This is a genomic window from Pacificispira spongiicola (genome assembly GCF_012926505.1).
Classification (GTDB): domain Bacteria; phylum Pseudomonadota; class Alphaproteobacteria; order UBA8366; family Aestuariispiraceae; genus Pacificispira; species Pacificispira spongiicola.
In genome coordinates this window covers 898,457-924,456 of the sequence record NZ_JABBNT010000001.1, presented here as the reverse complement: position 1 = coordinate 924,456, position 26,000 = coordinate 898,457, and the positions used below count along the sequence as shown (strand labels likewise).

Below are 26,000 nucleotides of genomic sequence, written 5' to 3'. Positions count from 1 at the left end.
GATGTTGTTGGGGTGTATCGGTGACGATCTGACGGGATCGTCCGATCTTGCCAATACGCTGCTGAAAGGCGGCATGACCGTGACGCAGTATTGCGGCATTCCGTCCGGCCCGGCGCAAGCGGATGTGGAAGCGGGTGTCGTCGCCTTGAAAACCCGCAGCATCCCGGTGGCGGACGCCGTCCGCCAGTCGGTCGATGCCCTGGAATGGTTGATCGCACAGGGGTGCCGCCAGTTTTTCTTCAAATATTGTTCGACCTTCGATTCCACCCCGGAAGGAAATATCGGTCCGGTGGCGGAAGCCTTGATGGATCGGCTCAACGCGCCGTATGCCCTTGTCTGCCCCGCCTTTCCCGGGGCCGGGCGTACGGTCTATCAGGGACATCTCTTCGTTGGCGATCGTTTGCTGAACGAATCCGGGATGGAAAACCACCCGCTCACCCCCATGACCGATGCCGATATACGGCGCTGGCTCACCCGGCAATCGACCTTGCCGGTCGGCCATGTTCCCTATTCCGATATCGCGCGGGGTGCGGTTGTGGCGGGGCAGGCAATCGCCGATGCGGTCGAAACCGGGGCGCGGTTAATCGTTCTGGATGCGGTGGACGATATCGACCTGTTAACAATCGGTGCGGCGGCCGTGGATACCGTCCTTGTGACCGGTGGGTCCGGAATCGCGCTGGGGCTGCCCGCGAATTTCCGGTCAGCGGGGGATTTGGCCGAACGCGGCGTTGCCGTCGACGGTGTGTCCGGGCCGGGGTTGGTTCTGGCGGGGTCTTGTTCCAACGCCACGCGTAAACAGGTCGCCCTCTATCGCGAAAGCCATCCGGCCTTGGAGATTGATCCCGATTCTGTGATCGCCGGAACGCAGACCGTGTCCCAGGCGATGGCATTCCTGCGTGCCAATTGGGACGAGGCGCCGTTGATCTTCTCCTCCGCCGATCCGGATGCAGTTCGCGCCGCTCAGAAACGCCACGGCGTGCAGAAATCGGCGGAGGCGATCGAATTCTTTTTCGCGGAATTGGCCGGTGCGGCGGTCGATGCGGGGATACGCCGTCTCGTCTCCGCCGGGGGCGAAACCTCGGGCGCGGTGATTCAAGGGATCGGATGTGAGGCGCTGCGTATCGGACCGGAAATCGATCCAGGAGTCCCGGCCTTGCGTGTGGAGGGGCGGGAGCTTGCCATTACCTTGAAGTCCGGAAACTTCGGGACGGAAGATTTCTTCGAAAAAGCCCTGAAAATGCTCGCCGGGGAAGTTTGATGAGCGAAGAGGCCGATCTCAGAGAGACGATTTGCACCTTGGCGAAATCCATGTTCGACCGGGGGCTGACCGGCGGCGCGTCGGGCAATATCTCCTTACGGCTCCCGGATGGCGGCTTGCTGGTTACGCCGACGGGCTCGTCTTTCGGTCGCCTCGATCCCGGACGGATTTCCAAGCTGGACGAGCGCGGACGCCTTGTGTCAGGCGATCCGCCGACGAAAGAAATGGCGCTGCACGCAGCCTTTTATGAAACACGGGGGACGAAGGCCGGGGCCGTGGTGCATCTTCATTCCTCCCATTCCGTTGCCTTGTCGATGCTGCCGGACGTCAATCCGGACAATGTCCTTCCGCCACTGACGGCATATTCGATCATGCGCCTGGGCAAGGTGAAACTGCTGCCCTTTTTCCGGCCGGGCGATGCCGCGATGGGGGGCGCGATCCGGGGGTTGGCGGGTAAGCGTAGCGCGGTGCTGCTCGCCAATCACGGACCGGTGGTCGCCGCGAAGGATCTGGAAGCCGCCGTCTATGCGATGGAGGAATTGGAGGAAACGGCGCGGCTCGCGATACTCACGCGCGGCCTCAATCCCCGGATGCTGACCGATGCGCAGATCCGGTCGGTGGTCGATCATTTCGATGTGGAGTGGGATTGATATGAGCGACCTGAGATTTTCCGCCAATCTGGGCTTCCTGTGGACGGATCGGTCTTTGCCCGACGCCGTGCGCGCTGCGAAGGTCGCTGGATTCGAGGCGGTCGAACTGCACTGGCCGTATGAGACCGACACGGCGCAATTGAAGGCGGCGCTCGCCGAAACCGGATTGCCGGTTCTTGGCGTGAACACCTTGCGGGGTGACGTCGCGGCGGGGGAATTCGGTCTCGCGGCCGTGCCGGGTCGGGAGGAAGAAGCGCGCCGTTATTTCGAACGTGCCTTGGGTTATGCCGAGGCGATCGGGGTGGCGAATATCCATGTGATGGCCGGAAAATCGGAGGGGACAGCGGCGCGGCAGTGCTTTATCGATCACCTGCGCTGGGCCAGGGATCTCGCGGCCCCGAAGGGAGTCGGCATTCTGATCGAGCCGCTTAACCTGCGTGATGTGCCAGGATATTTCCTGACCGATTGCGCAGCCGCGGCGGACATCGTCGCAGACTGTGGAGGGTCCGGGATTCGGATTATGTTCGACTGTTATCACATGCAGATAATGGGCGGGGATATTGTGTCCCGTTTCCAACGGTTTCGTGACGTGATCGGGCATGTTCAATTTGCTGCCGTGCCCGACAGAACGGAGCCCGATCATGGTGAACTGGACCATGCATGGTTATTGCCCGAATTGTTGAGGGCGGGCTGGCACGGATTTTTCGGTGCGGAATACAAACCTAGAGGAAAAACGGATATCGGTTTGAATTGGATGACCCAGTTCCGTTGAAGATAGAGACCTATAGCAGTCTTGGAACCAACCGCATTTCGAGCGTCAATGTCTCTCCCGGCGGCAGAATCTTGACGCCGCCGTCTCCCGTCAGACCGTCGGGCAAGCGATTGACCGCGTTTGTCGTGTGAGAGATCGGCTCGAAACAGAAAAAGTCTTTTCCTTCAGGTGTGTAAAGCACCGCACGAGTCATGCCGGGCGCTTCCATCTCAAGGGCGATCTGTCGGTCGGGCCATTGGATTTCGGCCCGACCGGTCCAGCCTTCCAATCCGGTATCGACGCCGACGGGAACCGTTTCGCCATTCTCAAGCGCGGAGAGGACTGGATGGTCCGAAACCACATGGGATGGCAGGCCGATGTCGTCGCGCTCCAGGAATCCTTGAGCCGACGTGTGTAGCTTCGTTTCCGAGCTTCGCGGGAAATAGGGGTGAAATGCCAGGCCGCCAGGCATTGGATGGTCCGCGTCGTTGGTCAGGGACAGCGTCGCGACCATACCGGCATCGTTCAAGGTAACCGTTTGTATCGATGTGAAAGCCCAGGGCCAACGTTGGTCGCCTGGATGGCGATACCGGCACGTTACAGAATTGTCGGTATGGGTGACGGGTTCCCAATCGACCTCCCAGCCGACGCCATGGATCGCGTGCGGTTCCCCTGGCGCGTTCAACGGTACGCGGACGACTGTGCCTTGAAAGGTAAACGTCCCACCGCCGATACGGTTGGAATACGGTACCAATGGAAAATTTGCCGAATAATTCGGATGAGTCTCCGGGCCGGTTAAGGGGCGCATCAGGTCGATGGTTTCGCCGGAGTCCAGCGCCATACGGAAGTAAAGTGTTCGGCAGCCCGACTCCGACGTCAAGGCGGCGGAAAAGCGGCCGTGTTGAATATCCATGCGCATTGCCTTTATCCCACGATCCCGGCATCGACGATGAAGCCTTGTGAAGTACAGCCCCAGGAGACGTCGGAGCCGAGGAAGAGCGCCATCTGCGCGATATCGTCACCGACCAGGGTTCGCTTCAGGCATTGGGCGTCGAGATTTTCCTGTTCGATTTCGTCGGTGATCCATAGGCGTCGTTGCCGTTCCGTCATGACCGCGCCGGGGATGATGGCGTTCACCCGAACGCCGGACGGTCCGAAATCGCGCGCCAAGGACCGGGTCATGCCCTGTACCGCCGATTTGCAGGTCGAATAGACGGCCAGATCTTTGACGCCGACACGGGGCGCGACGGACCCGAAGGTGATGATTGATCCGCCGGTGCGATCCTTCATATGCCGGAAGGCGGCGGTCGCGCCGAAGAACTGGTGCTTCAGATTCACCGCAACGGACGCGTTCCAATCCGCGCCGGTGACCGTTGTCGCATCCTGCCTTGTATCGTTGGCGGCGTTGAGAACGACGACGTCGAGGCGTCCACTCTCGATCACGGCCCGGTCTATCGCTTCCTGTAGTGCCGTTTCGTCGGCGACGTTGCAGACCTCGAAGGATGGCGCGCGCCCCGTTTCATCCGAAAGCGCACGGCACAGTTCCCGACCGGCGGTTTCGTCCAGGTCGACGAAGAAGACAGATGCCGATTGCCCGTGAAAGGCCCGCACGATATCCGCGCCTATTCCCGATGCACCGCCTGTGATGAACACGGTTTTACCGGCCAAATCCGTGTATTTGGCTATGTGCCTGATGGACATTTCCCCGCCTTGTGTAGCTAATTAATATTACTAATTAGATTCGCAACTTGTCGCTGTGCGCAAGGGGAAACGGAAGCGGTACCCGAAAATCGTATCAGGACAGGCCGGCTCCCGGATCGGAAAATGACCCCAGAATGATCGATCTGAGCTTCATGGCGAGCGGGCTGAGCGAATGCCCTTTACGCGAAAGCAAGTGGTAGGGAGAGATGATGATCGGGTCGTCCAGATCGAAGGCCGCGAAACGCCGTCCCCCGGAATCGGAGACGATCAGTTCCGCCACCTCGCGAGAGACAGGCGCGATTGCGTCGGACGTGTTGAGATAGGCGATCATCACCAGAAGCGACGTTGTGTTGACGATTTCCCCCGGTAACGGCACGCCGCGTCCGACGAAGGCGTCCTCCACCGCTTGCCGGATCGGTGTGCGGGGAGCCTGGATAACCCATTCGTATCCGGCCAGACTCGCCAGCGTTTTCGGCATGCCTGATGAAGCCGGGTGCCCTTCGCGCATCAGGAATCGCACGATTTCCACCCGGCCCCGCCGAATGACGAACTGCCGGGCATCCATGCCAGCCGGAACGCGGGACAATACAAAGTCGTAGTCCCCCTTCAGCAGGCCGTCGACCAGTTCGTCACTGGGGGCGACGTCGACATGGATTTCCGCATGCGCCGCATCGCGCTTCAACTGTTGGATCGCGGGCACGACGACAGATACAGCACCGCCGGTCACCGCGCCGATCCTGGCGCGTCCGGCACGGCCCTGACCGATGGCCTCGACTTCCAGCAGAGTCTGGTCGATGCCGTGGATCAATTCCATGCCGTTCCGGATCAGCACCGCGCCCACCGTCGTCGGGGTCATGCCCTTCGGGTGCCGGTGGAAAACCTTCGCGCCCAAGGATCGTTCAATTCCCGCCAGCATGCGCGACGCCGCCGGTTGCGCCAGACCGAGGCGTTCCGATGCGGTGGCCAGCTGCCCCGTTTCGGCGATGGCCTGGATCAGCCGGAAGTCCTTGAGTTTTAAATCGGGCCGGTATTGAGACATTTTGTTATTAACATTTTTGTTATGCAGAAAGTCAATTAAATCATTTGAATGATATTTAGAATTCTCATTAGGGTTGCCGCGGATCGTGAGAATCCAATGGGCCGGGCGCACCTAAAATCAAAAAAGGCGACTGGTCGTTCCATTTTGGGAGGAAAAAATGAAGAGAATGGTTTCCTTGATGGCCGGTCTGGCCATCGGCGCCGGGTTGCTGTCTGCGCCCGCTTTCGCACAAGACAAAGGCACCGTTGGCATTGCCATGCCGACAAAATCGTCGGCGCGCTGGATTTCGGACGGCAACTCCATGGTCGAACAGGCGGAGGCCGCGGGCTACGCCACCGATCTGCAATATGCGGAAGACGACATTCCGAACCAGTTGGCGCAAATCGAAAACATGATCACCAAGGGCGTCGACGTCCTGGTCATCGCCGCGATCGACGGGACGACCCTGTCGAACGCCCTGGAAAACGCGGCGGCGTCCGGCATCAAGGTCATCGCCTATGACCGCCTGATCCGCGACAGCGCCAATGTCGACTATTATGCCACTTTCGATAACTTCAAGGTTGGCGTTCAGCAGGCGACCTCGTTGGTGAAGGGGCTGGAGGAACGTTTCGGCGACGGCCCGTACAATGTCGAATTGTTCGGCGGCTCCCCGGACGACAACAACGCCTACTTCTTCTACAACGGTGCGATGAGCGTCCTGCAGCCGCTGATCGATTCCGGCAAGGTGGTTATCGTTTCCGGTCAGATGGGCATGGATACGGTCGGCACGCTGCGCTGGGACGGTGCGGTCGCCCAGGCCCGCATGGATAACCTTCTGTCCGCGCATTACACGGACAAGCAGGTTCACGGCGTTCTGTCGCCGTATGACGGTCTGTCCATCGGCATCCTGTCGTCGCTGAAAGGCGTCGGGTACGGATCCGGCGACCTGAAGATGCCGATCGTCACCGGTCAGGACGCAGAAGTTCAGTCGGTCAAGTCGATCCTGGCGGGCGAACAGTATTCCACCGTGTTCAAGGATACGCGTGAACTGGCCCGCGTTACGGTCGGCATGGTCAACGCCCTGCTGTCGGGCAGCGAGCCGGAAATCAACGATACCAGCACCTATGACAACGGCGTCAAAGTCGTCCCGTCCTATTTGCTGGAACCGGTATCCGTCGATGCGTCGAACTGGGAAGAAGTGTTGATCGGGTCCGGTTACTACACGATGGACCAGATCAAATAACACGGTAGCGGTAGCCGCCCATCCGCATCCGGTTCGGTGCGGATGGGCGTCGCCGACCCAAGTCCCCGAAATGACGATTCAAACGGAAACCGCTCCAATGACCGCGTTGTTGGAAATGTGTGCCATCACGAAAACCTTTCCCGGTGTGAAGGCGCTCGACTCGGTCAACCTGACCGTTCGGGAAGGCGAAATTCACGCCCTGGTGGGCGAGAATGGCGCGGGTAAGTCAACGCTGATGAAGGTTCTGTCCGGCGTCTATCCGTCCGGCAGCTACGATGGCGAAATCCGCTATGACGGCGTGCCCGTGGCGTTCAACGGTATCGCCGACAGCGAAAAGCGCGGCATCATTATCATCCATCAGGAACTGGCGCTCGTGCCGTTGTTGTCCATCGCGGAAAACCTGTTCCTCGGCAACGAATGCGCATCGCACGGTTTCATCGATTGGCGCGAAACGTTTCGCCGCACGGAAGCCTTGTTGAAGAAGGTCGGATTGGCCGAAGCGCCGTCGACCCTGGTGGACACTCTGGGCGTCGGCAAGCAACAGCTTGTCGAAATCGCCAAGGCGCTGTCCAAGGATGTGCGGTTACTGATTTTGGACGAGCCGACGGCGGCCCTGTCCGAAAACGACAGCGCGGCCTTGCTGGACCTGCTGTTGGAACTGAAGGCGCAGGGCGTGACGTCCATCATTATCAGCCACAAATTGAACGAGGTGCGTCGCGTGGCGGATCGCGTCACCGTCATCAGGGACGGCGCGACGATCTCCACCCTCGACGCCGCGACCGACGAGATTACGGAAGGCCGCATCGTCCGGGATATGGTCGGGCGGGACATGGCGCATCGTTATCCGGAACGCGAACGCCGCGCGGGCGATACCCTGCTGGAAGTCCGGAACTGGAATGTCTGGCATCCGCTGCATGCGGACCGCCAGATCATCCGGGATGTCAGCCTATCCGTGAGGGCGGGCGAAGTGGTCGGCATCGCGGGGTTGATGGGGGCCGGTCGTACGGAACTGGCCATGAGCATCTTCGGTCGCAGCTATGGCCAGAACATTTCCGGGGAAGTCTCGCTGCATGGCCAGCCGATCGACGTGTCCCGGGTGGACCGGGCCATCGACGCCGGGCTCGCCTATGTGACCGAAGACCGGAAGACGCTGGGCCTGATACTGGAGGAGGGGATCAACCGGAACATCACGCTGTCCAATCTGCCCGCCGTTTCCAACCGCAGCATGATCAGCGAGAACCGGGAAACCCAGGTCGCCGAGGGGTATCGCGAGGCGATGAACATTCGCGCGCCCAGCGTTTTCCAGAAGGCGATGAATCTGTCCGGCGGCAACCAGCAAAAGGTCGTTTTGTCCAAATGGTTGTTCACGGAACCCGACGTCCTGATCCTGGACGAACCGACCCGAGGCATCGATGTCGGCGCGAAATTCGAAATCTACAATATCATCAACGATCTGTCGGCGCGGGGGAAAGGGATCCTCATGATCTCTTCCGAAATGCCGGAGATGCTGGGCATGTGCGACCGCATCTATGTGATGAATGAAGGCGCTTTCGTGGGGGAGCTTTCGGCGGAGGAAGCAAGCCAGGAACGCATCATGTCATTGATCGTGACACATTAGGGAGCGGGGTATGGCGAGCGTTCAAGCCAGCGATAACAAACCGGGTATGGCGTCGGGGATCGGTGCGTATCTGAAACGGCATTTGCGCGAATACGGGCTATTGCTCGCGTTGATCGCGATCATGGGATTCTTTCAAATCGTCACGTCGGGCACATTGCTGCGCCCGGTGAACATCACCAATCTGTTCCTGCAGAACAGCTATATCATCATCATGGCGCTGGGCATGCTGATCGTCATCGTGTCCGGCAATATTGACCTGTCGGTCGGGTCGGTGATGGGCTTTATCGGCGCGCTGGCGGCGGTGATGATCGTCGAATGGGGCGTGCCGGTCTATGGCGCGATCCTGATCTGCGTGTTGGTCGGCTGTGCGATCGGCGCGGCGCAGGGATATTGGATCGCCTATTGGAAGATTCCGTCATTCATCGTGACTCTGGCCGGGATGCTTGTGTTCCGGGGCCTGTCGCTTTGGCTGTTGGAAGGTCAGTCCGTCGGTCCTTTCCCGAAGGAATTTCAGGCTCTGTCGACCGGGTTCATCCCGGATATTTTCGGGATCGGCCGACCGAACGGAACCGCCCTTGCGGCCGGTGCCGTCGCGGTGATGCTGATCTTCTGGGTTGCGCTGCGCAACCGGGCGCATAACCGGAAGTTCGGCGTGGAAAACGAACCGGCGCCTTTCTTCTATGCCCGCAATCTGATCGTCGCGGGGGCGTTGTTGTTCATCACCTATAAGCTGTCGACCTTCCGCGGATTGCCGAATGTGTTGATCTCCATGGTGGTCCTGACGGTGATCTACGCGATCCTGACGGAACGGACGACGCTGGGGCGGCGTATCTATGCTCTCGGAGGGAACGAGAAGGCGGCAAAGCTTTCCGGGATCAGAACCGAAAGGCTGACCTTCCTGAGCTTCGTGAATATGGGGATGCTTGCCGCCTTGGCGGGACTGATCTTCGCCGCGCGCCTGAACACCGCCACCCCGAAGGCCGGCTTTGCCGTGGAATTGGACGTGATCGCGGCGGTCTTCATCGGCGGCGCATCCATGTCGGGCGGGGTTGGTACGATTGTGGGCGCCGTGGTCGGGGCCTTCATCATGGGCGTCATGAACAACGGCATGTCCATCATGGGGATCGGCATCGATTACCAGCAGGTCATCAAGGGATTGGTCCTGCTCGCGGCCGTTATTTTCGACGTTTACAACAAACGGAAACAGAGCTGAGAGCGGTGACGCCCCGGTCTCCTGTCGGAGGGATCAAGTGAGTTTCAAACCAAAAAAATGGCCGCGCAAACTTCGGTCCCAGGAATGGTTCGGCGGTGCGGGTCGGGACCAGATTTATCACCGTGGCTGGATGAAGAACCAGGGTTTACCGCATGATATGTTCGACGGCAGACCGGTTATCGGCATCCTGAACACGTGGTCGGAACTGACCCCCTGCAACGCGCATCTGCGCGATCTGGCGGAGCGGGTGAAGAACGGCGTGTTCGAAGCAGGCGGTTTTCCGGTTGAGGTACCGGTTTTCTCCGCCTCTGAAAGCACGTTCCGTCCGACGGCGATGATGTTCCGGAACCTGGCAGCGCTGTCCGTGGAGGAAGCCATCCGCGGGCAACCGATGGACGGATGTGTCCTTCTGGTCGGTTGCGACAAGACGACGCCGAGCTTGCTGATGGGGGCGGCGTCGGTGGATATCCCGTCTATCGTCGTGACTGGCGGGCCGATGCTGAACGGCTATTTCAAGGGAGAACGCGTCGGGTCCGGGACGCATCTTTGGATATTCTCCGAAGCGGTGAAGGCCGGGGAGATGAGCGCGGACGAGTTCGTAGAGGCGGAGGCGTCGATGTCTCGATCGCCGGGGTCCTGCAATACGATGGGGACCGCGTCGACCATGGCGTCCATGGCGGAAGCCTTGGGCATGGCGTTGTCCGGCAACGCCGCCATTCCGGCGGTCGACAGCCGCCGGCGCGTGATGGCCCAGATGTCGGGGCGCCGCATCGTGGACATGGTGAAGGACGACCTGAAACCGTCCGACGTGATGACCAAGCAGGCCTTCGAGAACGCGATCCGCACCAATGGTGCGATCGGCGGATCGACCAACGCGGTTGTCCATCTGTTGGCGATTGCGGGCCGTGTCGGCGTAGATCTGTCACTGGACGATTGGGACCGCTGCGGCCGCGATGTTGCGACCATTGTGAACCTGATGCCGTCCGGCAAATACCTGATGGAGGAATTCTTCTATGCCGGTGGCTTGCCGGTCGTCCTGAAGCGGCTGGGCGAGGCCGGGCTGCTGCACAAGGATGCCCTGACCGTTTCCGGCGGGCCGATCTGGGATCAGGTCAAGGATGTCACGAATCACAACGAGGATGTCATCCTGCCCGTGGAAAAGGCGCTGACGCAACAGGGCGGGATCGCCGTTCTGCAGGGCAATCTCGCGCCCAAGGGCGCGGTGATCAAACCGTCCGCCGCGTCGCCGCATCTGATGAAACATCGCGGCCGCGCCATCGTGTTCGAGGATATCGACGACTACAAGGCGAAAATCAACGACGACGCCCTGGATATCGACGAGACCTGCATCATGGTCCTGAAGAACTGTGGGCCCAAGGGATATCCCGGCATGGCCGAGGTCGGAAATATGGGGCTGCCGCCGAAGGTTCTAAAAAAAGGCATCACCGACATGGTCCGTATTTCCGACGCACGCATGTCGGGGACGGCTTACGGCACGGTGGTGCTGCATACCAGCCCGGAAGCGGCAGCCGGGGGACCGCTGGCGGTGGTCAGGGACGGCGACATGATCGATCTGGATGTTGCCGCGCGGCGTCTGCATCTCGACATTTCCGACGCGGAGCTTGCCGCGAGACTGAAGGAATGGAAGCCGACGGTGGAGCGGCCCGTATCGGGCTATGCCATGTTGCATCACGATCATGTCGAGGGCGCCGATACCGGGGCCGATCTCGATTTCCTGAAAGGGTGCCGTGGTTCGGGCGTCGCCCGAGAATCGCATTGAGGGAGAAGCACTGATGGCCAACAAGATCGCCCTTGTCGGTATCGGAAAGATCGCCCGCGATCAGCACGTTCCGGCGATCGCCGCCTCAACGGATTGGGACCTTGCCGCGACCGTATCGCGGGAGGGCAGTGTGGACGGCGTCCCGGCCTATACGGATTTCAGCCGGATGCTGGATGAAAATCCGGATATCGGCACCGTGTCCTTTTGCGTGCCGCCCGCGCCGCGATTTACCTATGCCTCCGCCGCCATCGCGGCGGGCCGGAACGTGATGCTGGAAAAGCCGCCTGGGGCCACGCTGTCGGAATGCTTTGCGTTGAAGGATCGGGCGGCGGAAGCCGGTGTGTCGATCTTCGCGACATGGCATTCCAGGGAGGCGGCGCAGGTCGATGCCGCGAAGGCGTGGCTCGGCACCCGAAAACTGCGACAATTGCATATTACTTGGAAAGAAGATGTGCGGCGCTGGCATCCGGGCCAGGAATGGATTTGGCAACCCGCCGGACTGGGTGTCTTCGATCCCGGTATCAACGCGCTGTCGATCCTGACCAAGATACTGCCGGATCCCATTCACTTGACGGCGGCAGTGCTCTCCGTTCCTGAAAACGTGACGATGCCGGTTGCGGCGGAACTGCGGTTCTCGCATCCGCACGGGGCGCTGATCAGCGCGGAATTCGACTTCCTTCAGGAAGGGGAGCAGACCTGGACCATGGAAGCCGAAACGGAAGAGGGGACCTTGGTCCTATCCGACGGCGGCGCGCATCTTCGGATCGATGGAGTCGATCAGCCGGGCGATTCCAGTGATGGTGGCCCCAGTGATAGTGGCCCCAGTGATGGTGACCCTGGGGACGGCAATCCGCTACAGGGCGAATATCCGCGTCTTTATGCGCAGATGGCGGCGCTCGTCCGGAACGGCGAGTCCGACATGGACCTTGCCCCCATGGCGCATGTCGCCGACGCATTTCTCCTCGGCACGCGTGTCAGCGTCGAACCGTTTATAGAGTGAGGCCGCCATGCCGGATCAGGACTCGAAACGCAGGCCGGATTGGATCGCCGTCGATTGGGGAACGTCGCGGCTGCGCGTCTGGGCGATGACGGCCAATGGAACGGTGCTCGCCGCCCGCCAAAGCGAAGACGGAATGAGCACCCTGTCGTCCGCGGACTACGAGCGGGTCCTGACAGCGCTTGTATCCGATTTCCTTCCCGTGGCGGAAGGAGCGCCGATGCCCGTGGTCGTGTGCGGAATGGCGGGCGCGCGGGGCGGCTGGCGTGAGGCGGGGTACCGCACCGTTCCCTGCACGTTGGGGGATGTGGGCGACCTGACCCGCGTGCCGTGCCGGGACCCGCGTCTGTCGGTCACGATCCTGCCCGGCCTGCGGCAGAAGGATGCCCCCGATGTCATGCGGGGGGAGGAAACCGCGATTGCCGGTCTGATAAGCGCGGAAAATCTGCGCGACGGCGTCGCCTGCCTGCCGGGAACGCATAGCAAATGGTGCCGTATCGACCGGGGCGGTATAGCGGAATTCACAACCGTCATGACGGGGGAATTGTTCGCGGCGATTGCCGGTCACACGATCCTTCGTCTTTCATTGAGCGAAGGGGCGTTCAGCGAGACCGCATTTCGTGAGGGTGTCGATGAAGGCCTTCAGCACCCGGAAACCTTAACGGCACGGCTGTTTGGTCTACGGGCGAATGACCTGTTGTCCTGGGTCGGTCCCGGCGTCGCCGTATCGCGCCTGTCCGGATTGTTGGTCGGCGCGGAACTTTCGGCCACGCGATCCTATTGGGCGGACGGCGCGGTGCATCTGGTCGCATCCGATCCATTGGCGGAAAAATATGCCCTGGCTTTTGAAGTCGCGGGCGCGGAGTTCATCCGCGAGAATGCGGAAAAGCTGACCCTCGCCGGTTTGGGGGCCGTCTATCGGGCACTTTTGGAAGACGCCGCATGACCCGCGCCCTCGTTGCGATCCTGCGTGGCGTCACGCCGCGGGAGGTGACGCCGATCGCCGAGGCGATTGTCGCCGCCGGTCTCATGACCATCGAGGTCCCGTTGAACTCGCCCGATCCATTGACGTCGATCCGGTCCCTCGTGGATCGTTTCGGCGATCGTGCGACAATCGGGGCGGGGACGGTTCTGACGGTGGAAGACGTGGATGCGGTGGCCGATGCCGGCGGAACGCTGGTCGTGTCGCCGAATTGCGATCCGGCAGTCATCGCAAGGACTCGGGATCGCGGCATGATCTCCATACCCGGTGTCATGACGCCCAGCGAATGCTTCATCGCGTTGCATGCGGGAGCCAGCGCCTTGAAACTCTTTCCGGGCTCCGTTGTCGGACCGGGCGGTCTGGCCGCGATCAAGGCGGTATTGCCTGCCGGGACCGATCTCTACGCCGTCGGCGGGGTGGGGCCGTCCAATTTTGCGGCTTGGCTGAAGGCCGGTGCGGCCGGGTTCGGGATCGGAACCGCCCTGTATCAACCCGGCGATACGGTGGAACGCGTGGCGGCGAATGCGTCGGAAATCGTCGCCGCCTACGATGCCGCGATGGCTGCGGGATCTTCTTCTTCGCCCGTTTTTCAGGAGCAAGCGTTATGAAAGATAAATTGACCGGCATTCTTCCCGTCGCCCCGACACCCTTCCATGAAGACGGGCGGGTCGATGAAGACGGCATGCGCCGTGTCCTCGATTGCATGATCGACCAGGGCGTGGATGCGATCTGCATCCTGGCGAATTATTCCGAACAGTTCCTGCTGTCCGACGACGAACGCGCCTTGCTGATGCGCATCAGCCTGGAACATGTGGCCGGACGCGTTCCGGTTATCGTGACGATCAGTCACTTTTCCACGGATATTGTCGTCGCCCGCGCGAAGGCGGCCCAGGCCATGGGCGCGGCCATGGTGATGATGATGCCGCCCTATCACGGATCCGGACTGTTCCCCGCGCCGCAGGGAATTTTCGAACATTTCGAGGCCGTGAACCGCGCGATTTCCATCCCGATCATGGTGCAGGACGCGCCTCTGTCCGGCGTGACGCTGTCGGTCGACCTGCTTGCCCGGCTGGCCCGCGATCTGGCCAATGTCAGCTACTTCAAGATCGAATGCCCCTTCGCGGCGGACAAGCTGGCGGCGCTGATCGATGTGGCGGGCGCGCATATCGACGGACCCTTCGACGGGGAAGAGGCGGTCACCCTGCTGGCGGATCTGGATGCCGGGGCCACGGGCAGCATGACGTCGGCGATGTTCCCGGACAAGATCCGTCCCATCATCACCCACTACCGGACGGGCGATATCGATGCGGCCCTGACGCAATGGCAACTGTGCCTGCCGTTGATCAATCATGAAAACCGGCAATGCGGTCTGCGCGCCGCGAAGGTCGTGATGAAAGAGGGCGGCGTGATCCGCAGCGATGCCGTCCGTCATCCGCTGAAACCGATGTCGCAGAGAACCCGCGAGCGTTTGCTGAATCTCGCGCGCGGACTGGACGTTTTGGCCCTGCGCTGGGGGAATTGATATCTGCGTCGCGAAGGGAGAACCCGCCATGACTGTTGAACAATCCCGAACGACCAAATTGCCCACCGATTGTTGCGAGTTGGGGGAAGGGCCCGGTTACGACCGGGAAACGGATACCGCTTGGTGGTGCGATATCGTCGGCAAGGCGTTGCATGAATATCGGTTCGATACCGGCGTCGCCCTCGTTCACGCGCTGCCGCGCATGGCGTCCTATGCCGCGCGGGTGGATGCGGGTCGCCAATTGCTGGCCATGGATGACGGTCTCTATCTACGCACTGTCGCGGGTGGATCGTTGACGCGCCTTGTCGCGATGGAGGCGGACAATCCCGATACCCGGTCGAACGACGGTCGTGTCCATCCATCGGGGCGATTGTGGATCGGGACCATGGGGCGGAAGTCGGAATGGCAGGCTGGGACGATATACTGCTATGACGGTCAGGTTCTGAAGCCGATGTTCCGGAATGTGACGATCCCGAATTCCATCTGCTTTTCCGCCGACGGCAAGACCGGATATTTCGCAGACACGGCGGTGAATACGGTTTGGCGGGTTCCATTGGACGCGAAAACCGCCCTGCCGATCGGCGAACCGGAGACGTTCCTTACCGAAAAGGATTTGCCGTTCGGCGGCTATTTCGACGGGTCGGCCACGGATGCCGACGATGTTCTATGGAACGCGGCATGGGGCGGCGGTTCCGTATCCGGCTTTTCCCCGTCCGGGGAGCTGCTGCGGTCCTTCGAAATCCCGGCCGCCCAGTCGAGTTGCCCTTGCTTCGTCGGTCCGAACCTGGACCGAATGCTGGTCACGACGGCTTGGCAGGGCTATTCGGAGGCTGCCCGAGCGGCGGATCCGGGGGCCGGCTTCACATATGTTATCGATGGTGGATTCCGGGGGAAGGCCGATCCGGCGTTCCGCCTTGGGTGAAATAGAGAATAGGAGAGTGCCGATGTTGACGGGAAACCACCTTATTGCCGGAGAATGGGTGTCTGGCGACACAACCTTTGAAAACGCCCCGGTTTCGGGAGCGCCCGCGCGGTTTTCCGTCGGAACCGCGGCGCATGTCGACGCTGCCGTTCGGGCGGCGGAAGAGGCCTTCTGGTCCTATGGCTATTCGACGCGGGCGGAACGCGCGGCCTTCCTGAACGCCATTGCCGACGAGATCGAGGCGCGCGGCGCGGCGTTGACCCAGATCGGCACGGCGGAAACCGGCTTGCCGGAAGCGCGGTTGAATGGAGAACGCGGTCGCACGACCGGGCAGCTTCGCCTGTTCGCGCAACATATTCTGGACGGCGCCTATCTGGACCGTCGCCACGACGCGGCGCTGCCCGACCGCCAACCGTTGCCACGTCCCGATATTCGTATGATCCAGCGTCCGGTCGGTCCGGTCGCGGTGTTCGGCGCCTCAAACTTTCCTTTGGCGTTTTCGACCGCCGGGGGCGACACGGCATCCGCGCTGGCCGCCGGGTGTCCGGTTGTTGTGAAGGGACATCCCGCCCATCCGGGTACGGGCGAGATCGTCGCCCAGGCAATTGATGCGGCCATCAAGGCGACCGGTGTCGATCCGGGTGTCTTTTCCTTCATTCAAAGCGACGGGATAGAGGTTGGCCAAGCGCTGGTCCGCCATCCGTTGATTCGTGCCGTCGGGTTTACCGGGTCGCTTCGCGCCGGACGGGCGTTGTTCGATCTGTGCGTTCAGCGGGAAGACCCGATCCCGTTCTTTGGCGAGTTGGGTTCCGTGAACCCGATGTTTCTGTTGCCCAAGGCGCTTTCCGAACGGGGGGCGCAGGTTGCAGAAGGCTGGGTCGGGTCCTTGACCATGGGGGCGGGCCAGTTCTGCACCAATCCGGGTATCGCGGTTGTGATCGACGGGCCGGACGCGGACGCCTTCGTCGATGCCGCCGTCAAGGCGCTGGAGCCGATCGGCGCGCAGACGATGCTGACCGACGGTATCGCGGCAGCCTATCGCAAGGGTCGGGAACGCGTCGCCGCCGTCAAGGGGGTTCGGGAGATTTTGACCAGCACCTGCGACCTGCGCAATGCGACGCCCTATCTGTTTGAGGCGACGGGGACGGAATGGCTTGCCGACGAGATTCTGGGGGAAGAGGTCTTCGGCCCCTTGGGCGTCGTTATTCGAGTATCGGACGAGGCCGAGATGATCGCCGTCGCCAAGAGCCTGCACGGGCAGTTGACCTGCACGCTGCATCTGGATGCGGGCGATGGGGAACTCGGTCGTCGGTTGATGCCGATCCTGGAACGAAAGGCCGGTCGTGTCCTGGCCAACGGCTATCCGACAGGGGTGGAAGTGTGCGACGCCATGGTTCATGGCGGCCCCTATCCGGCGAGCACGAATTTCGGCGCGACCTCCGTCGGGACCATGGCGATCCGTCGTTTCCTGCGTCCGGTCTGCTATCAGAATTTGCCGGACGGCCTGCTTCCGGAAGACTTGGTCGGCGCTTAACGGTCCGCCAGGGCTTCCACCACGTCGTTGATGGAATCGTCCAGGAGGGTTTCCATACGCTTGCGGGCGAGGTCGGGGGCGCGTTGCTTGATCGCTTCGACGACCTCGCCATGCTGGCGCAGCCGTTCTGTCTTGATAACGGCCGCTTCCGCCCCGCGCCAACTCAGCTTAAAGGTGCTCATCATCGCGGCGTGGATCAGCGCACTGAAAGCGCCGATAAAATGGTTGCGGGACGCATAGAGGATTTCCAGGTGGAAGCGCAGGTCCGCTTCCACCAGCTCTATCTCGTTTCGCGAGGTCTGGCACATATCCGCGAAGGCTTCCTCAATCTTTCGGATATCGTCCTCGCTGCACTGGCGCGCGGCAAGGGCGGCCGTGGTCGGCTCGACCATTCGGCGCAGGGCATAGAGGTCGCGGGCGATCTCTCCCGGCGGTTTGATTTCCAGATGCCAGCCCAGGACCTCCGGATCCAGCATGTTCCAGAAGGCCGGTTGACGGACGCTGGTGCCGACCTTCGGCCGGGCGATGATCATCCCTTTGGCCGCCAGTTTGCTGTATGCTTCCCGCAGGGTCGTGCGAGACACGGAATAGCGCTTTAGCATCGACGCTTCGTCGGGGAGGCGGGTTTCCGCGGGAAACGTACCGCTGACGATCTCCCGCCCGATCTGATGGACCAGAGCCGAGCCGCCGGATTTTGTGTCGGCAAGCACGAAGGCTCGTTCCGATGCGATGGAATCGGCAATCGGTCCCTGTCTTGCCTGGCTCGAACTCTTTTCGGTCATGAACGTTCCGCGATTTAGGAATTGCCTCGCAGGTTGAAGGATCCGACGAGGAAACGATGCAATACGATGAATATAAACAGCAGTCCCCCGCTGCTGATCATGATCCAGGCACTGTTCAAGGTTCCCTGGAAAATGATCATTGTCGAGATTAGACCGAGGATCATGCCCCCGAACAAGGTCCCGACAACAAACCCGACCCCGCCGGTCAGCAATGTGCCCCCCAGGACGACAGCCGCGATTGCGGACAATTCCAGCGTACTGCCAGCCAGCGGATATCCCGAGGAGGTGTAGAGTGCATAAACGACACCGGCAAGCGCGCTGTAAAATCCACCAAGCGCATAGACGCCGATCGTGGTCCTGCGGATCGGCACACCCATCAGGCGCGCTGATTCCTTGTCGCCGCCGATGGCATAGACATTCGTTCCGAAGCGGGTGAAGTGCGCGATGACGATTGCGAGGACAAGACTGGCCAGCATGACCAGGGCAGAACTCCGCAGGACGCCGCGTCCCGGCAACGGAATTTTTGCGGCGGCATACGCATCGACGAAGTCGTGATGGATCGGCACCGAATCCAACGTGACCATGAAACAGGCCCCCCGCAGCAGAAACAGGCCGGCCAGCGTGATGATGAACGGCTGAATGCGGCAGAAATCGATAACGAAGCCCTGGAATGCGCCATAGGCGATGCCGAACAAAATCATCAGCCCGGCGGAAACCATCGGATGCCACCCCATGGAATCCAGCACCGCCATGCAGACGCCGACGAATCCGATCATGGACCCGATCGACAGGTCGATTCCGCCGGACAGGATGACGAAGGTCGCCCCCAACGCGGCGATGATGATGAAGGCGTTGTCGGCGAGAATGTTGCCCAACACCATCGTCGACAGGAAGTTTCGATAAAGACCGCCGCCGATAAGAAACAGGCCGATGAAGACGGCGATCGTCGCCGCCAATGGAAGATATTTCTTGTTCATCGGCTTCCCCCCGGGATCAGACGGCTGATCGCGCTGCGCGCGTTGTCGGACTGCAGGAACAGGACGGCCATAACGACAAGCGCCTTGATCACCAGATTGTATTCCGGCGGCAGACCGGAAATCAGGATCGACGTCGTCAGAGCCTGAATGACCAATGCACCGATCACGGTCATGCCCAGGAAGACACGTCCGCCGGCCAATGACGCCCCGCCGATCACGACGGCGAGAATGGCGTCTAGCTCACTGTACATCGCGACGGAAACCGGGTCCGACGTATGCGTGTCGGCCGTCATGATGACCCCTGCCGCGGCGGCCATCACACCGCAGATGACATAGGCGAAGAAGGTCACGAGGCGGGAGTTCACACCGGCCAGGTTCGACGCAGCGGCGTTGCCGCCGACAGCTTCGATGAACAGCCCGAGCGCCGTGCGCCGGATCAAGGCCCAAAGCGCCAGAAACAGGCCCAGAGCGACAAACAGGCGCGTCGGGATCAACCATATGTTTCCCGTGCTCAACCCTTGCAGCAATTCGCTTTCGAAGCTGGGATTGGTGCCGCCGTAAAACAGGTTGATCAAAAGCCCGATGCCGCGCCCCGCGACCATCAGGACCAGTGTCGCGATAATCGGCTGAATGCCCAGACCGGCGACAAGAAAGCCGTTCCAGACACCGCACACGGCGCCTGCTACCAGGGCATAGAACAGGATCAACAGATGCGGATCGCCTGCCTGAATCCGCCAAGCGATCACGGCGCCGCAAATCGCGATGATGGAACCGACGGACAGATCGATTCCCTTCGTGCCGATCACCACGGCCATGCCGAGCGCGATCAGCGCGGCGGGCACCGCACGATACAGGATATCGATTAAATTGCCGAACAAACGGCCTTCGACGATACGGATATCGAAGAAGTTCGGTGAAATGAATCCATCCACTATCAGGATGAGAGCGAGCGCCAACAACGGCCAGACCGCGCGATTGTGGCGCAGTGCAATAATCCGGTTCAGGGTTCCCCTATCACTCATGGTCCGCACCGCCCCCCGCAATCATGCGAATGATGTTTTCGTGATTGATCGCCTCACCGGACAGTTCGCCGATCTTCTGTCGGTCGCGGAGGACGGCGACCCGGTCCGATGCCGCAACGATTTCGTCCAGTTCCGAAGAGGCGACCAGCAAGGCAAGCCCCTCGTCGCATAGGGCGCGGATCAGAACGATGATTTCGGCGTGGGCGCCGACATCGATTCCCCGTGTCGGTTCGTCCAGCAACAAAACCTCAGGCTTTGACGCCAGCGCCCGGGCCAGCACGACCTTTTGCTGATTGCCGCCGGATAGCTGTCCGACGGGCTTTTCCGCATCCGGTGTGGCAATCGCCAAGGCCTTGATCATCTCATCGGCCAGACGTTCCTGATCTCGATGCGGAATGCGCCTCAGCCAACCGCCCTTGGCCTGCATGGTAAGGACGATGTTTTCGCGGATGCTCAGTTCCCCGACGAGTCCTTCAGTCTTCCGGTCTTCGGGGCAGAAGGCTATCCCGGCGTCCAATGCGCGACGGGGCGAGTTGCCGCGAATTTCGGTGCCGCGAACGGACAGCGACCCGCTGTCATGGCGGATGGCGCCGAAGATCAATTTGGCCGTTTCCGTTCGACCGGATCCCAGCAGTCCGGCAAGACCGACGACTTCGCCCGCCCGAAGCACAAGGTCGAACGGCTCCAGCATCCGCTTTTTGCCGAGATTTCTCGCGACGACCTTTTCCGCGCCGGGCGCCTTCCTCTCACTTTTGGTGAAGGCGGCCTCCACGTCCCCCAATTCGCGGCCGATCATCATGGCGACCAGGTCTTGCGGGGGAAGCTCCGACGTCGGTTTGGTGGCGACAAGGCTGCCGTTTCGAAGGACGGAGATGCGGTCCGAGATTTCGTAGACCTGATCCAGGAAATGAGTGATGAACACCACGGCGATGCCGCGCGCTTTCAAGTCCCGGATAATGCCGAACAGGGTTTCCGTTTCCTGCGCGTCCAGGCTTGCCGTGGGTTCATCAAGGACGAGTACCTTGGTGTCGTCGTCCAAGGCCCGCGCGATGGCAACCAATTGCTGGATCGCGACAGAGTAGGAGCCGACAGATTGTTCGATATTGATGTCTAGTTTCAGGCGTTGCAGCTTCTCGCGCGCCTGTTCCCGGGCGCGGCGCCAGGATACGAAACCCAGACGGCCGCCCGTTCGTTCCAGGGTCAGGTTCTTCGTCACCGACATTGCCGGGATCAGGTTGACCTCTTGGTACACGGTCGAAATGCCGCTGGCCTGGGCCTCGCCGGTGGTGCGGAAGGAAACGGGGCGGCCCTCAAGCCGGATGTCGCCGCGATCGCATTCAAGCGCGCCGGTCAGTATTTTGATCAATGTGGACTTGCCTGCGCCGTTCTCGCCGAGCAAGGCGTGAACTTCGCCCGGATGAAGCGTCAGGTCGACGCTGTCGAGCGCGCGGACGCCGGGGAAGGACTTCGATACGCCCAGCATTTCCACACGCGGCGATGCCGTCATGGATGTGGTCATGGTATCCGCCGATGTAACGTTAAGGTAGAACCGTGGCGCCCGGCGCGGGATGGTCGGCTATTGCCGAAACCACCCCGCGCGCGGCGCGGACCGTGCCGCCGATCAGTTTGCGGTGTGCAGATCGGACGGGATGACAATCCATTTCGGCAGTTCTTGCGGGCTCTTGAGGTAATCGAGGATTACCGGATAGATGAACTTGCCCACGGCGGAGCGCAGTTCGACGGATGCGTTGGCTTCACCCGCCTTGAGAGCCTCGACGATGGCCGGGACATAGTCGACGGAGACCATCAGGACATCCTTGCCCGGCTTCAGCCCGGCTTCCTTCATGGCCTGGATCGCGCCCAGTTGCATGTTGTCGTTATGGGCGAAGGACGCGCAGATACCGTCCAGATTGTTGGTCGACTTGATGAAGGCTTCCATGACCTTCTTGCCGCCCTCGGTCGTGAAGTCGCCGCTCTGCGTTGCGACGATTTCCATGGCCGGGAATTGGCCGATGACCGCTTCGAAGCCTTTCTTGCGTTCGATCGCCGGTGCGGACCCCGTGGTGCCCTGAAGTTCGACGATCTTGCAGGTGCCTTTGCTTTCCGCCGCCAGCCATGCACCGGCCAGTTTGCCTTCCAGATTGAAGTCGGCGGAAATGCGGGTCACGTACAGCGACGGGTCTTTCACTTCGACATCGCGATCGACAAGGAAGATCGGGATTTCCGCTTCCTTGGCTTCCTGCAGAACCTGATCCCACCCGGTGACGACGACAGGCGCGATGATGATGGCGTCCACCCCTTGGGCGATGAAGGCGCGAACGGCGCGAAGCTGTTCTTCCTGCTTACCCTGCGCATTGGCGAATTTGAGATCGATGCCGTAGTCCTTCGCAGATTCCTGCATGTTGGCGGAGAAAGCCGGGCGCCAGTCCCCCTCGGAACCGACCTGCGAAAAGCCAATGGTCTGGGCAAAGGCGGTGGAGCAAACGAGAGCCGACACAGCAAAAGCCGCGCCAGCCAAGGCGTTCTTTAACATGATTGTACCTCCCTAGTCTGTGGCGGACCTAGTTTCGATGTGGCGGTCCAACCTTATACACAAAAGTCATATCATATTACTTTTTAAAATCACAGCCCAAAGTGGAACCATTTTGGGCCGATTTCTGAGTCGACTCAGCCGTCTGTCCGACGATGTGGTAAATGGCGACAAATGCCACGGCTCTAAGGATGCATGGCGGTCTTTCGGGCTCGATGAAACGAACGCCGCGGCATTTATGATGTTCTATAGGGGACCGGTCTAACGATGGCGGGGCGGAAGCCTTACCTGCGGATCGCTAGCCCTCCGTCACATCGGCGCGAAGGGGGACGACAGGGTGGCTTCCCGCAAGTCAATGCCCGTGTCGATGCCGGTTGTTCAATCGCTATCGACTAACCAGCGCCGGGCGGCGGTACGTATCCAATCCTGAAAGTCGTGGGCGGCTTGCGAATGGGCATTGGCGATCCGCGACCAGTATCCGGTCGGTGGGTGGAAGGTACAGGGCCCGAGATCGCGCAATCTTCCGTTCCGGATCGCGGCGACGGCTAGGAGGCGCGGTGCGAAGGTAACCCCGACGCCCGATTGCGCCATCGTCAGGGCGGCCTGAAAACTGTCGCATTCGATAGACCGTAGGTGCCCTTGCACGTCCTGATGATGCGACCGGCGAAAGGCTTCGAAGGAATCCTCGAAACCCGTCAGGCGGATCAAGGTTTCGGCCTTTCCGCCCTCCACAGGTCCCACTACGACCATGTCACCCCCCGGAATCGGCACCGCGCCGGGCTGGGTCGCGGGTCCCAGAAAAAGCGAGATATCTGCCCGGACTCCGATGGCGTCGGTTTGCCACAGGGCGGTCGAAAGCCGCAGGTCGAGATCCGGATGCTGGAACAGGAAACCGGGCAGAGCGGTGGTCAGCCAGCCCGACGACAAGCTGGCATTGCTCAACACATGCAGGCGGTGTTCGTCGGTCACGCCGAACCTGCCCAATGCCGCTTCGATACGGCCGATCCCTTCCGCGACGGAGGTATAGAGTTCGGAGCCCGCGCCGGTCAAAACGACGCCCCGCGCCCCGCGCTCGAACAATTGCACGCGAAGCCGCGTTTCGAGCGCCTTCACATGCTGACTGACGGCGGCTTGGGTCAGGCCCAATTCCTGCGCGGCGCGGGTGAAATTGCCGTGCCGGGCGGTGGCTTCGAAGCTGCGGACCCATTGAAGCGGCTGCATGAGAGACCATCGTTTTCATTATGGCTAGATATAAAAATTATTAATTTCTGCTGATTTCGTCAACGTGACATCGTGATTCCGCGACCTTGTAGAAGCGAGAAACAGATGAACACCGTTGAGGCACGACGCGACCTTGCCGCAGCATTGCGATACACCGCGCGGCTTGGGCTGCACGAAGGTATCGCCAATCACTACAGCCTTGCCGTATCGGACGACGGGCGGCGATTTCTGATGAATCCCTATGGCCGTCATTGGTCGCTGATGCGTGCATCCGATTTGTTGGAGCTCGACGCGGATGTTGAAACGGCGACGGGAGGCGACGTCGATCCGACTGCCATGGCCATCCATGGCGCGCTTCATCGAAACATCCCGCGTGCCCGATGCGTCATGCATTTGCATTCCCGTTACGCGACGGCCCTGGCGTCTTTGAAAGATCCGGTGATGAAGCCGATCGACCAGAACACAATGCGATTTTTCAACCGCGTCGCGATCGACGACGGCTTTGACGGCATGGGGTTGGGCGTGGAGGCGGAGCGGCTTGCAACATGCCTCGGCAACCGGTCGATCCTGCTCATGGGACAGCATGGCATCCTCGTCGTCGGCGCGAGCGTCGCTCAGTGTTTCGACGACATCTATTATTTCGAACGGGCCGCCGAAACGTACATCACCGCCCTGTCCACCGGCGCCGACCTGAATGTCGCCACGGACGCGGTCGCGGAAAAAACGGCCCGCCAGTGGGAGGAGTATCCGGGTTTTGCCGATAAGCATCTCGCGGCGATACGGGATATTCTGGACTTTCAAGAGCCGGAGTACCGCGCATGACCGCCAAGGCGCGCAACCTCCTGGTCATCGTTGCGGACGAATTGCGGCGGGACGTTCTGGGCTGCATGAACAACGCCCTCGTCAGGACGCCCAACTTGGACGCGCTTGCGGCGCGCGGCACTGTGTTCGAACGCGCCTATACGCCGTCGCCGATCTGCGTTTCGGCGCGCGCGGCGCTCGCCACCGGCCGATACGTGCACCACACGGGGCATTGGGACAGTGCCGCCCCTTATTACGGTGACCCGGCCGGTTGGATGCATGCCGTGCGCGATCAGGGCGTCAGCGTCCGGTCGTTTGGGAAGCTGCATTTCCGATCTTCGGCGGACGATAACGGCTTCGTCGAGGAATTCCTGCCGATGCATGTTGTCGACGGGCGGGGCTGGACCGTGGGGCTTCTGCGCAAGGACCCGCCGGTCTTCGGCGGAGCCGCCGAATTGGCGGCGGATGTCGGCGAAGGGGAAAGCGACTATACCCGGTTCGACACCGCGATCACCGAGAAGGCGTCGGACTGGATTGCGATCCGGTCAAAGAACACCGCGCCTTGGGCGGCATTCGTGTCCTTCGTCGCGCCGCACTATCCGCTGCGGGCGCCGAAACCCTTCCTGGACCTATATGACCCCGCGCATATTCCCATGCCGATCGGCCGTGACGCCGTGGACGCGCCGACGCATCCGGAACTCAAGCACATTGCAGGGTTTTTCGATTACGACCGATATTTCACACCGGAACGCGCGGCGGCGGCACGGGCCGCCTACTACGCGTTGGTATCCTTCATGGATGATTGCGTCGGCCGTGTTTTGATTGCGCTGGAAGCCTCCGGCCAAGCGGAGGATACCTGCGTCGTCTTCACTTCCGATCACGGGGAAATGCTCGGCGACCATGGATTTTGGGCAAAATCCGTCATGTACGAAGGGGCCGTCGGGGTCCCGATGATCGCTGCGGGACCGGGTTTCGCGGCTGGGCATCGGGTCGCTACCCCGGTATCGCTTGTCGATATTGCCGCGACGGCGGCGGATCAATTCGGGGCGCAGGCATTCAGCGAACACTTGCCTGGACAGTCGCTGCGGCATCTGGCGTCGATGCCGGACGATCCCGGGCGGACCGTGTTCAGCGAATATCACGACGGCGGTTCTTCGACCGCCAGCTACATGGTGCGCTGGGACCGATGGAAATACGTCCATTATGTCGGAGCGCCGCCGCAGCTTTTCGATCGTGCAAGCGACTCCCAAGAATGTCTCGACCTCGGCGAGTCCATGGTGCCGGACCATGTTGCCGCACGCGCCGAAGGCCTGATGCGGCTGAAGGCGATCTGCGATCCCGATCAGGTGAATGCCGACGCATTCGAGGACCAATCGCGCCGTATCGCGGAATTCGGCGGACCTGAGGCCTGCCGTTCCGTCGCCTTCAACCATACGCCCGCGCCGATCGGGTGACGGGTGAGAGGTGTTTCAAAAAAC

Annotated in this window: 24 protein-coding genes; 15 read left to right on the top strand and 9 right to left on the bottom strand. The window is 61.1% G+C overall.

The annotated features are described in order from the left end of the window. Window position 1: 1 nt before the first annotated feature. Genes otnK through HH303_RS04260 form a run of 3 tightly spaced genes read left to right on the top strand, consistent with a single transcriptional unit; the run spans window position 2 to window position 2,680 of the window. Window positions 2–1,258, top strand: coding sequence for a 3-oxo-tetronate kinase (gene otnK, locus HH303_RS04270; protein WP_169623943.1), 1,257 nt, complete (start codon window positions 2–4; stop codon window positions 1,256–1,258). Continuing rightward, window positions 1,258–1,908 carry a 3-oxo-tetronate 4-phosphate decarboxylase gene (gene otnC, locus HH303_RS04265; RefSeq protein ID WP_169623942.1) on the top strand — a complete coding sequence of 217 codons (651 nt, stop codon included), beginning with the start codon at window positions 1,258–1,260 and terminating at the stop codon, window positions 1,906–1,908. The genes otnK and otnC overlap by 1 nt, the downstream gene beginning before the upstream one ends. Window position 1,909: 1 nt before the next feature. Beyond that, window positions 1,910–2,680: a hydroxypyruvate isomerase family protein gene (locus HH303_RS04260; protein WP_169623941.1), complete on the top strand. Its 771-nt coding sequence runs from the start codon at window positions 1,910–1,912 to the stop codon at window positions 2,678–2,680. Window positions 2,681–2,690: 10 nt separating this feature from the next. Here HH303_RS04260 and HH303_RS04255 read toward each other — a convergent pair whose 3' ends face one another. The 3 genes from HH303_RS04255 to HH303_RS04245 form a co-directional block, all read right to left on the bottom strand. Then, window positions 2,691–3,572 (bottom strand): aldose 1-epimerase, encoded by an 882-nt coding sequence (locus tag HH303_RS04255; protein WP_169623940.1) that lies wholly within the window; start codon window positions 3,570–3,572, stop codon window positions 2,691–2,693. An 11-nt stretch (window positions 3,573–3,583) separates the two neighbouring features. Next, on the bottom strand, window positions 3,584–4,360 hold the full coding sequence (locus HH303_RS04250) for an SDR family NAD(P)-dependent oxidoreductase (RefSeq protein ID WP_169623939.1): 777 nt from the start codon (window positions 4,358–4,360) through the stop codon (window positions 3,584–3,586). A 94-nt stretch (window positions 4,361–4,454) separates the two neighbouring features. Continuing rightward, window positions 4,455–5,399, bottom strand: a complete 945-nt coding sequence (locus tag HH303_RS04245) for a LysR family transcriptional regulator (protein WP_169623938.1) — start codon at window positions 5,397–5,399, stop codon at window positions 4,455–4,457. Window positions 5,400–5,556: 157 nt separating this feature from the next. On the opposite strand from HH303_RS04245, the gene chvE reads away from it, so the two are divergent. From chvE to HH303_RS04195, 10 genes are all read left to right on the top strand, one after another. Then, window positions 5,557–6,621 carry a multiple monosaccharide ABC transporter substrate-binding protein gene (chvE, locus tag HH303_RS04240; protein WP_169623937.1) on the top strand — a complete coding sequence of 355 codons (1,065 nt, stop codon included), beginning with the start codon at window positions 5,557–5,559 and terminating at the stop codon, window positions 6,619–6,621. Between the two features lie 97 nt (window positions 6,622–6,718). After that, on the top strand, window positions 6,719–8,239 hold the full coding sequence (mmsA, locus tag HH303_RS04235) for a multiple monosaccharide ABC transporter ATP-binding protein (RefSeq protein WP_169623936.1): 1,521 nt from the start codon (window positions 6,719–6,721) through the stop codon (window positions 8,237–8,239). 10 nt (window positions 8,240–8,249) lie between these two features. Further along, window positions 8,250–9,452, top strand: coding sequence for a multiple monosaccharide ABC transporter permease (mmsB, locus tag HH303_RS04230; protein WP_227421505.1), 1,203 nt, complete (start codon window positions 8,250–8,252; stop codon window positions 9,450–9,452). Between the two features lie 37 nt (window positions 9,453–9,489). Beyond that, window positions 9,490–11,232 carry an L-arabinonate dehydratase gene (araD, locus tag HH303_RS04225; protein WP_169623935.1) on the top strand — a complete coding sequence of 581 codons (1,743 nt, stop codon included), beginning with the start codon at window positions 9,490–9,492 and terminating at the stop codon, window positions 11,230–11,232. A gap of 13 nt (window positions 11,233–11,245) precedes the next feature. Continuing rightward, window positions 11,246–12,232, top strand: a complete 987-nt coding sequence (locus tag HH303_RS04220) for a Gfo/Idh/MocA family protein (RefSeq protein WP_169623934.1) — start codon at window positions 11,246–11,248, stop codon at window positions 12,230–12,232. A 7-nt stretch (window positions 12,233–12,239) separates the two neighbouring features. Beyond that, window positions 12,240–13,175, top strand: a complete 936-nt coding sequence (locus HH303_RS04215; protein WP_169623933.1) for a 2-dehydro-3-deoxygalactonokinase — start codon at window positions 12,240–12,242, stop codon at window positions 13,173–13,175. Continuing rightward, a complete protein-coding gene (locus HH303_RS04210) occupies window positions 13,172–13,819 on the top strand; it encodes a 2-dehydro-3-deoxy-6-phosphogalactonate aldolase (protein ID WP_169623932.1) in 648 nt (215 codons plus the stop codon). Before HH303_RS04215 ends, HH303_RS04210 begins: the two co-directional genes overlap by 4 nt. Next, window positions 13,816–14,733: a dihydrodipicolinate synthase family protein gene (locus HH303_RS04205; protein ID WP_169623931.1), complete on the top strand. Its 918-nt coding sequence runs from the start codon at window positions 13,816–13,818 to the stop codon at window positions 14,731–14,733. The genes HH303_RS04210 and HH303_RS04205 overlap by 4 nt, the downstream gene beginning before the upstream one ends. 28 nt (window positions 14,734–14,761) lie before the next feature. Further along, on the top strand, window positions 14,762–15,655 hold the full coding sequence (locus HH303_RS04200) for an SMP-30/gluconolactonase/LRE family protein (RefSeq protein ID WP_169623930.1): 894 nt from the start codon (window positions 14,762–14,764) through the stop codon (window positions 15,653–15,655). A 58-nt stretch (window positions 15,656–15,713) separates the two neighbouring features. Then, on the top strand, window positions 15,714–17,189 hold the full coding sequence (locus HH303_RS04195; RefSeq protein ID WP_319637306.1) for an aldehyde dehydrogenase (NADP(+)): 1,476 nt from the start codon (window positions 15,714–15,716) through the stop codon (window positions 17,187–17,189). Here the strand turns inward: HH303_RS04195 and HH303_RS04190 are convergent. From HH303_RS04190 to HH303_RS04165, 6 genes are all read right to left on the bottom strand, one after another. Beyond that, complete coding sequence (locus HH303_RS04190) at window positions 17,186–17,971, bottom strand: FadR/GntR family transcriptional regulator (RefSeq protein ID WP_169623928.1); 786 nt, start codon at window positions 17,969–17,971, stop codon at window positions 17,186–17,188. The genes HH303_RS04195 and HH303_RS04190 overlap by 4 nt on opposite strands. 14 nt (window positions 17,972–17,985) lie before the next feature. Continuing rightward, window positions 17,986–18,948, bottom strand: coding sequence for a galactofuranose ABC transporter, permease protein YjfF (gene yjfF, locus HH303_RS04185; RefSeq protein ID WP_169623927.1), 963 nt, complete (start codon window positions 18,946–18,948; stop codon window positions 17,986–17,988). Then, a complete protein-coding gene (locus HH303_RS04180; RefSeq protein ID WP_169623926.1) occupies window positions 18,945–19,970 on the bottom strand; it encodes an ABC transporter permease in 1,026 nt (341 codons plus the stop codon). Before HH303_RS04180 ends, yjfF begins: the two co-directional genes overlap by 4 nt. Then, a complete protein-coding gene (locus HH303_RS04175) occupies window positions 19,963–21,489 on the bottom strand; it encodes a sugar ABC transporter ATP-binding protein (protein WP_169623925.1) in 1,527 nt (508 codons plus the stop codon). The genes HH303_RS04180 and HH303_RS04175 overlap by 8 nt, the downstream gene beginning before the upstream one ends. A gap of 102 nt (window positions 21,490–21,591) precedes the next feature. Then, window positions 21,592–22,503 (bottom strand): ABC transporter substrate-binding protein, encoded by a 912-nt coding sequence (locus HH303_RS04170; protein ID WP_169623924.1) that lies wholly within the window; start codon window positions 22,501–22,503, stop codon window positions 21,592–21,594. Between the two features lie 375 nt (window positions 22,504–22,878). After that, window positions 22,879–23,721: a LysR family transcriptional regulator gene (locus HH303_RS04165; RefSeq protein ID WP_169623923.1), complete on the bottom strand. Its 843-nt coding sequence runs from the start codon at window positions 23,719–23,721 to the stop codon at window positions 22,879–22,881. Window positions 23,722–23,826: 105 nt separating this feature from the next. Between HH303_RS04165 and HH303_RS04160 the strand changes: the two genes are divergently transcribed. Then, window positions 23,827–24,543: a class II aldolase/adducin family protein gene (locus tag HH303_RS04160; RefSeq protein WP_169623922.1), complete on the top strand. Its 717-nt coding sequence runs from the start codon at window positions 23,827–23,829 to the stop codon at window positions 24,541–24,543. After that, window positions 24,540–25,976: a sulfatase-like hydrolase/transferase gene (locus tag HH303_RS04155; protein WP_169623921.1), complete on the top strand. Its 1,437-nt coding sequence runs from the start codon at window positions 24,540–24,542 to the stop codon at window positions 25,974–25,976. Before HH303_RS04160 ends, HH303_RS04155 begins: the two co-directional genes overlap by 4 nt. Window positions 25,977–26,000 lie beyond the last annotated feature (24 nt).

What these genes read in the sequence shown, in the direction of transcription:
- otnK (WP_169623943.1), top strand. Translation starts at nt 2, where the DNA reads ATGTTGTTGGGGTGTATCGGTGACGATCTGACGGGATCGTCCGATCTT.
- otnC (WP_169623942.1), top strand. Translation starts at nt 1,258, where the DNA reads ATGAGCGAAGAGGCCGATCTCAGAGAGACGATTTGCACCTTGGCGAAA.
- HH303_RS04260 (WP_169623941.1), top strand. Translation starts at nt 1,910, where the DNA reads ATGAGCGACCTGAGATTTTCCGCCAATCTGGGCTTCCTGTGGACGGAT.
- HH303_RS04255 (WP_169623940.1), bottom strand. Translation starts at nt 3,572, where the DNA reads ATGGATATTCAACACGGCCGCTTTTCCGCCGCCTTGACGTCGGAGTCG.
- HH303_RS04250 (WP_169623939.1), bottom strand. Translation starts at nt 4,360, where the DNA reads ATGTCCATCAGGCACATAGCCAAATACACGGATTTGGCCGGTAAAACC.
- HH303_RS04245 (WP_169623938.1), bottom strand. Translation starts at nt 5,399, where the DNA reads ATGTCTCAATACCGGCCCGATTTAAAACTCAAGGACTTCCGGCTGATC.
- chvE (WP_169623937.1), top strand. Translation starts at nt 5,557, where the DNA reads ATGAAGAGAATGGTTTCCTTGATGGCCGGTCTGGCCATCGGCGCCGGG.
- mmsA (WP_169623936.1), top strand. Translation starts at nt 6,719, where the DNA reads ATGACCGCGTTGTTGGAAATGTGTGCCATCACGAAAACCTTTCCCGGT.
- mmsB (WP_227421505.1), top strand. Translation starts at nt 8,250, where the DNA reads ATGGCGAGCGTTCAAGCCAGCGATAACAAACCGGGTATGGCGTCGGGG.
- HH303_RS04220 (WP_169623934.1), top strand. Translation starts at nt 11,246, where the DNA reads ATGGCCAACAAGATCGCCCTTGTCGGTATCGGAAAGATCGCCCGCGAT.
- HH303_RS04215 (WP_169623933.1), top strand. Translation starts at nt 12,240, where the DNA reads ATGCCGGATCAGGACTCGAAACGCAGGCCGGATTGGATCGCCGTCGAT.
- HH303_RS04210 (WP_169623932.1), top strand. Translation starts at nt 13,172, where the DNA reads ATGACCCGCGCCCTCGTTGCGATCCTGCGTGGCGTCACGCCGCGGGAG.
- HH303_RS04205 (WP_169623931.1), top strand. Translation starts at nt 13,816, where the DNA reads ATGAAAGATAAATTGACCGGCATTCTTCCCGTCGCCCCGACACCCTTC.
- HH303_RS04200 (WP_169623930.1), top strand. Translation starts at nt 14,762, where the DNA reads ATGACTGTTGAACAATCCCGAACGACCAAATTGCCCACCGATTGTTGC.
- HH303_RS04190 (WP_169623928.1), bottom strand. Translation starts at nt 17,971, where the DNA reads ATGACCGAAAAGAGTTCGAGCCAGGCAAGACAGGGACCGATTGCCGAT.
- yjfF (WP_169623927.1), bottom strand. Translation starts at nt 18,948, where the DNA reads ATGAACAAGAAATATCTTCCATTGGCGGCGACGATCGCCGTCTTCATC.
- HH303_RS04180 (WP_169623926.1), bottom strand. Translation starts at nt 19,970, where the DNA reads ATGAGTGATAGGGGAACCCTGAACCGGATTATTGCACTGCGCCACAAT.
- HH303_RS04175 (WP_169623925.1), bottom strand. Translation starts at nt 21,489, where the DNA reads ATGACCACATCCATGACGGCATCGCCGCGTGTGGAAATGCTGGGCGTA.
- HH303_RS04170 (WP_169623924.1), bottom strand. Translation starts at nt 22,503, where the DNA reads ATGTTAAAGAACGCCTTGGCTGGCGCGGCTTTTGCTGTGTCGGCTCTC.
- HH303_RS04165 (WP_169623923.1), bottom strand. Translation starts at nt 23,721, where the DNA reads ATGCAGCCGCTTCAATGGGTCCGCAGCTTCGAAGCCACCGCCCGGCAC.
- HH303_RS04160 (WP_169623922.1), top strand. Translation starts at nt 23,827, where the DNA reads ATGAACACCGTTGAGGCACGACGCGACCTTGCCGCAGCATTGCGATAC.
- HH303_RS04155 (WP_169623921.1), top strand. Translation starts at nt 24,540, where the DNA reads ATGACCGCCAAGGCGCGCAACCTCCTGGTCATCGTTGCGGACGAATTG.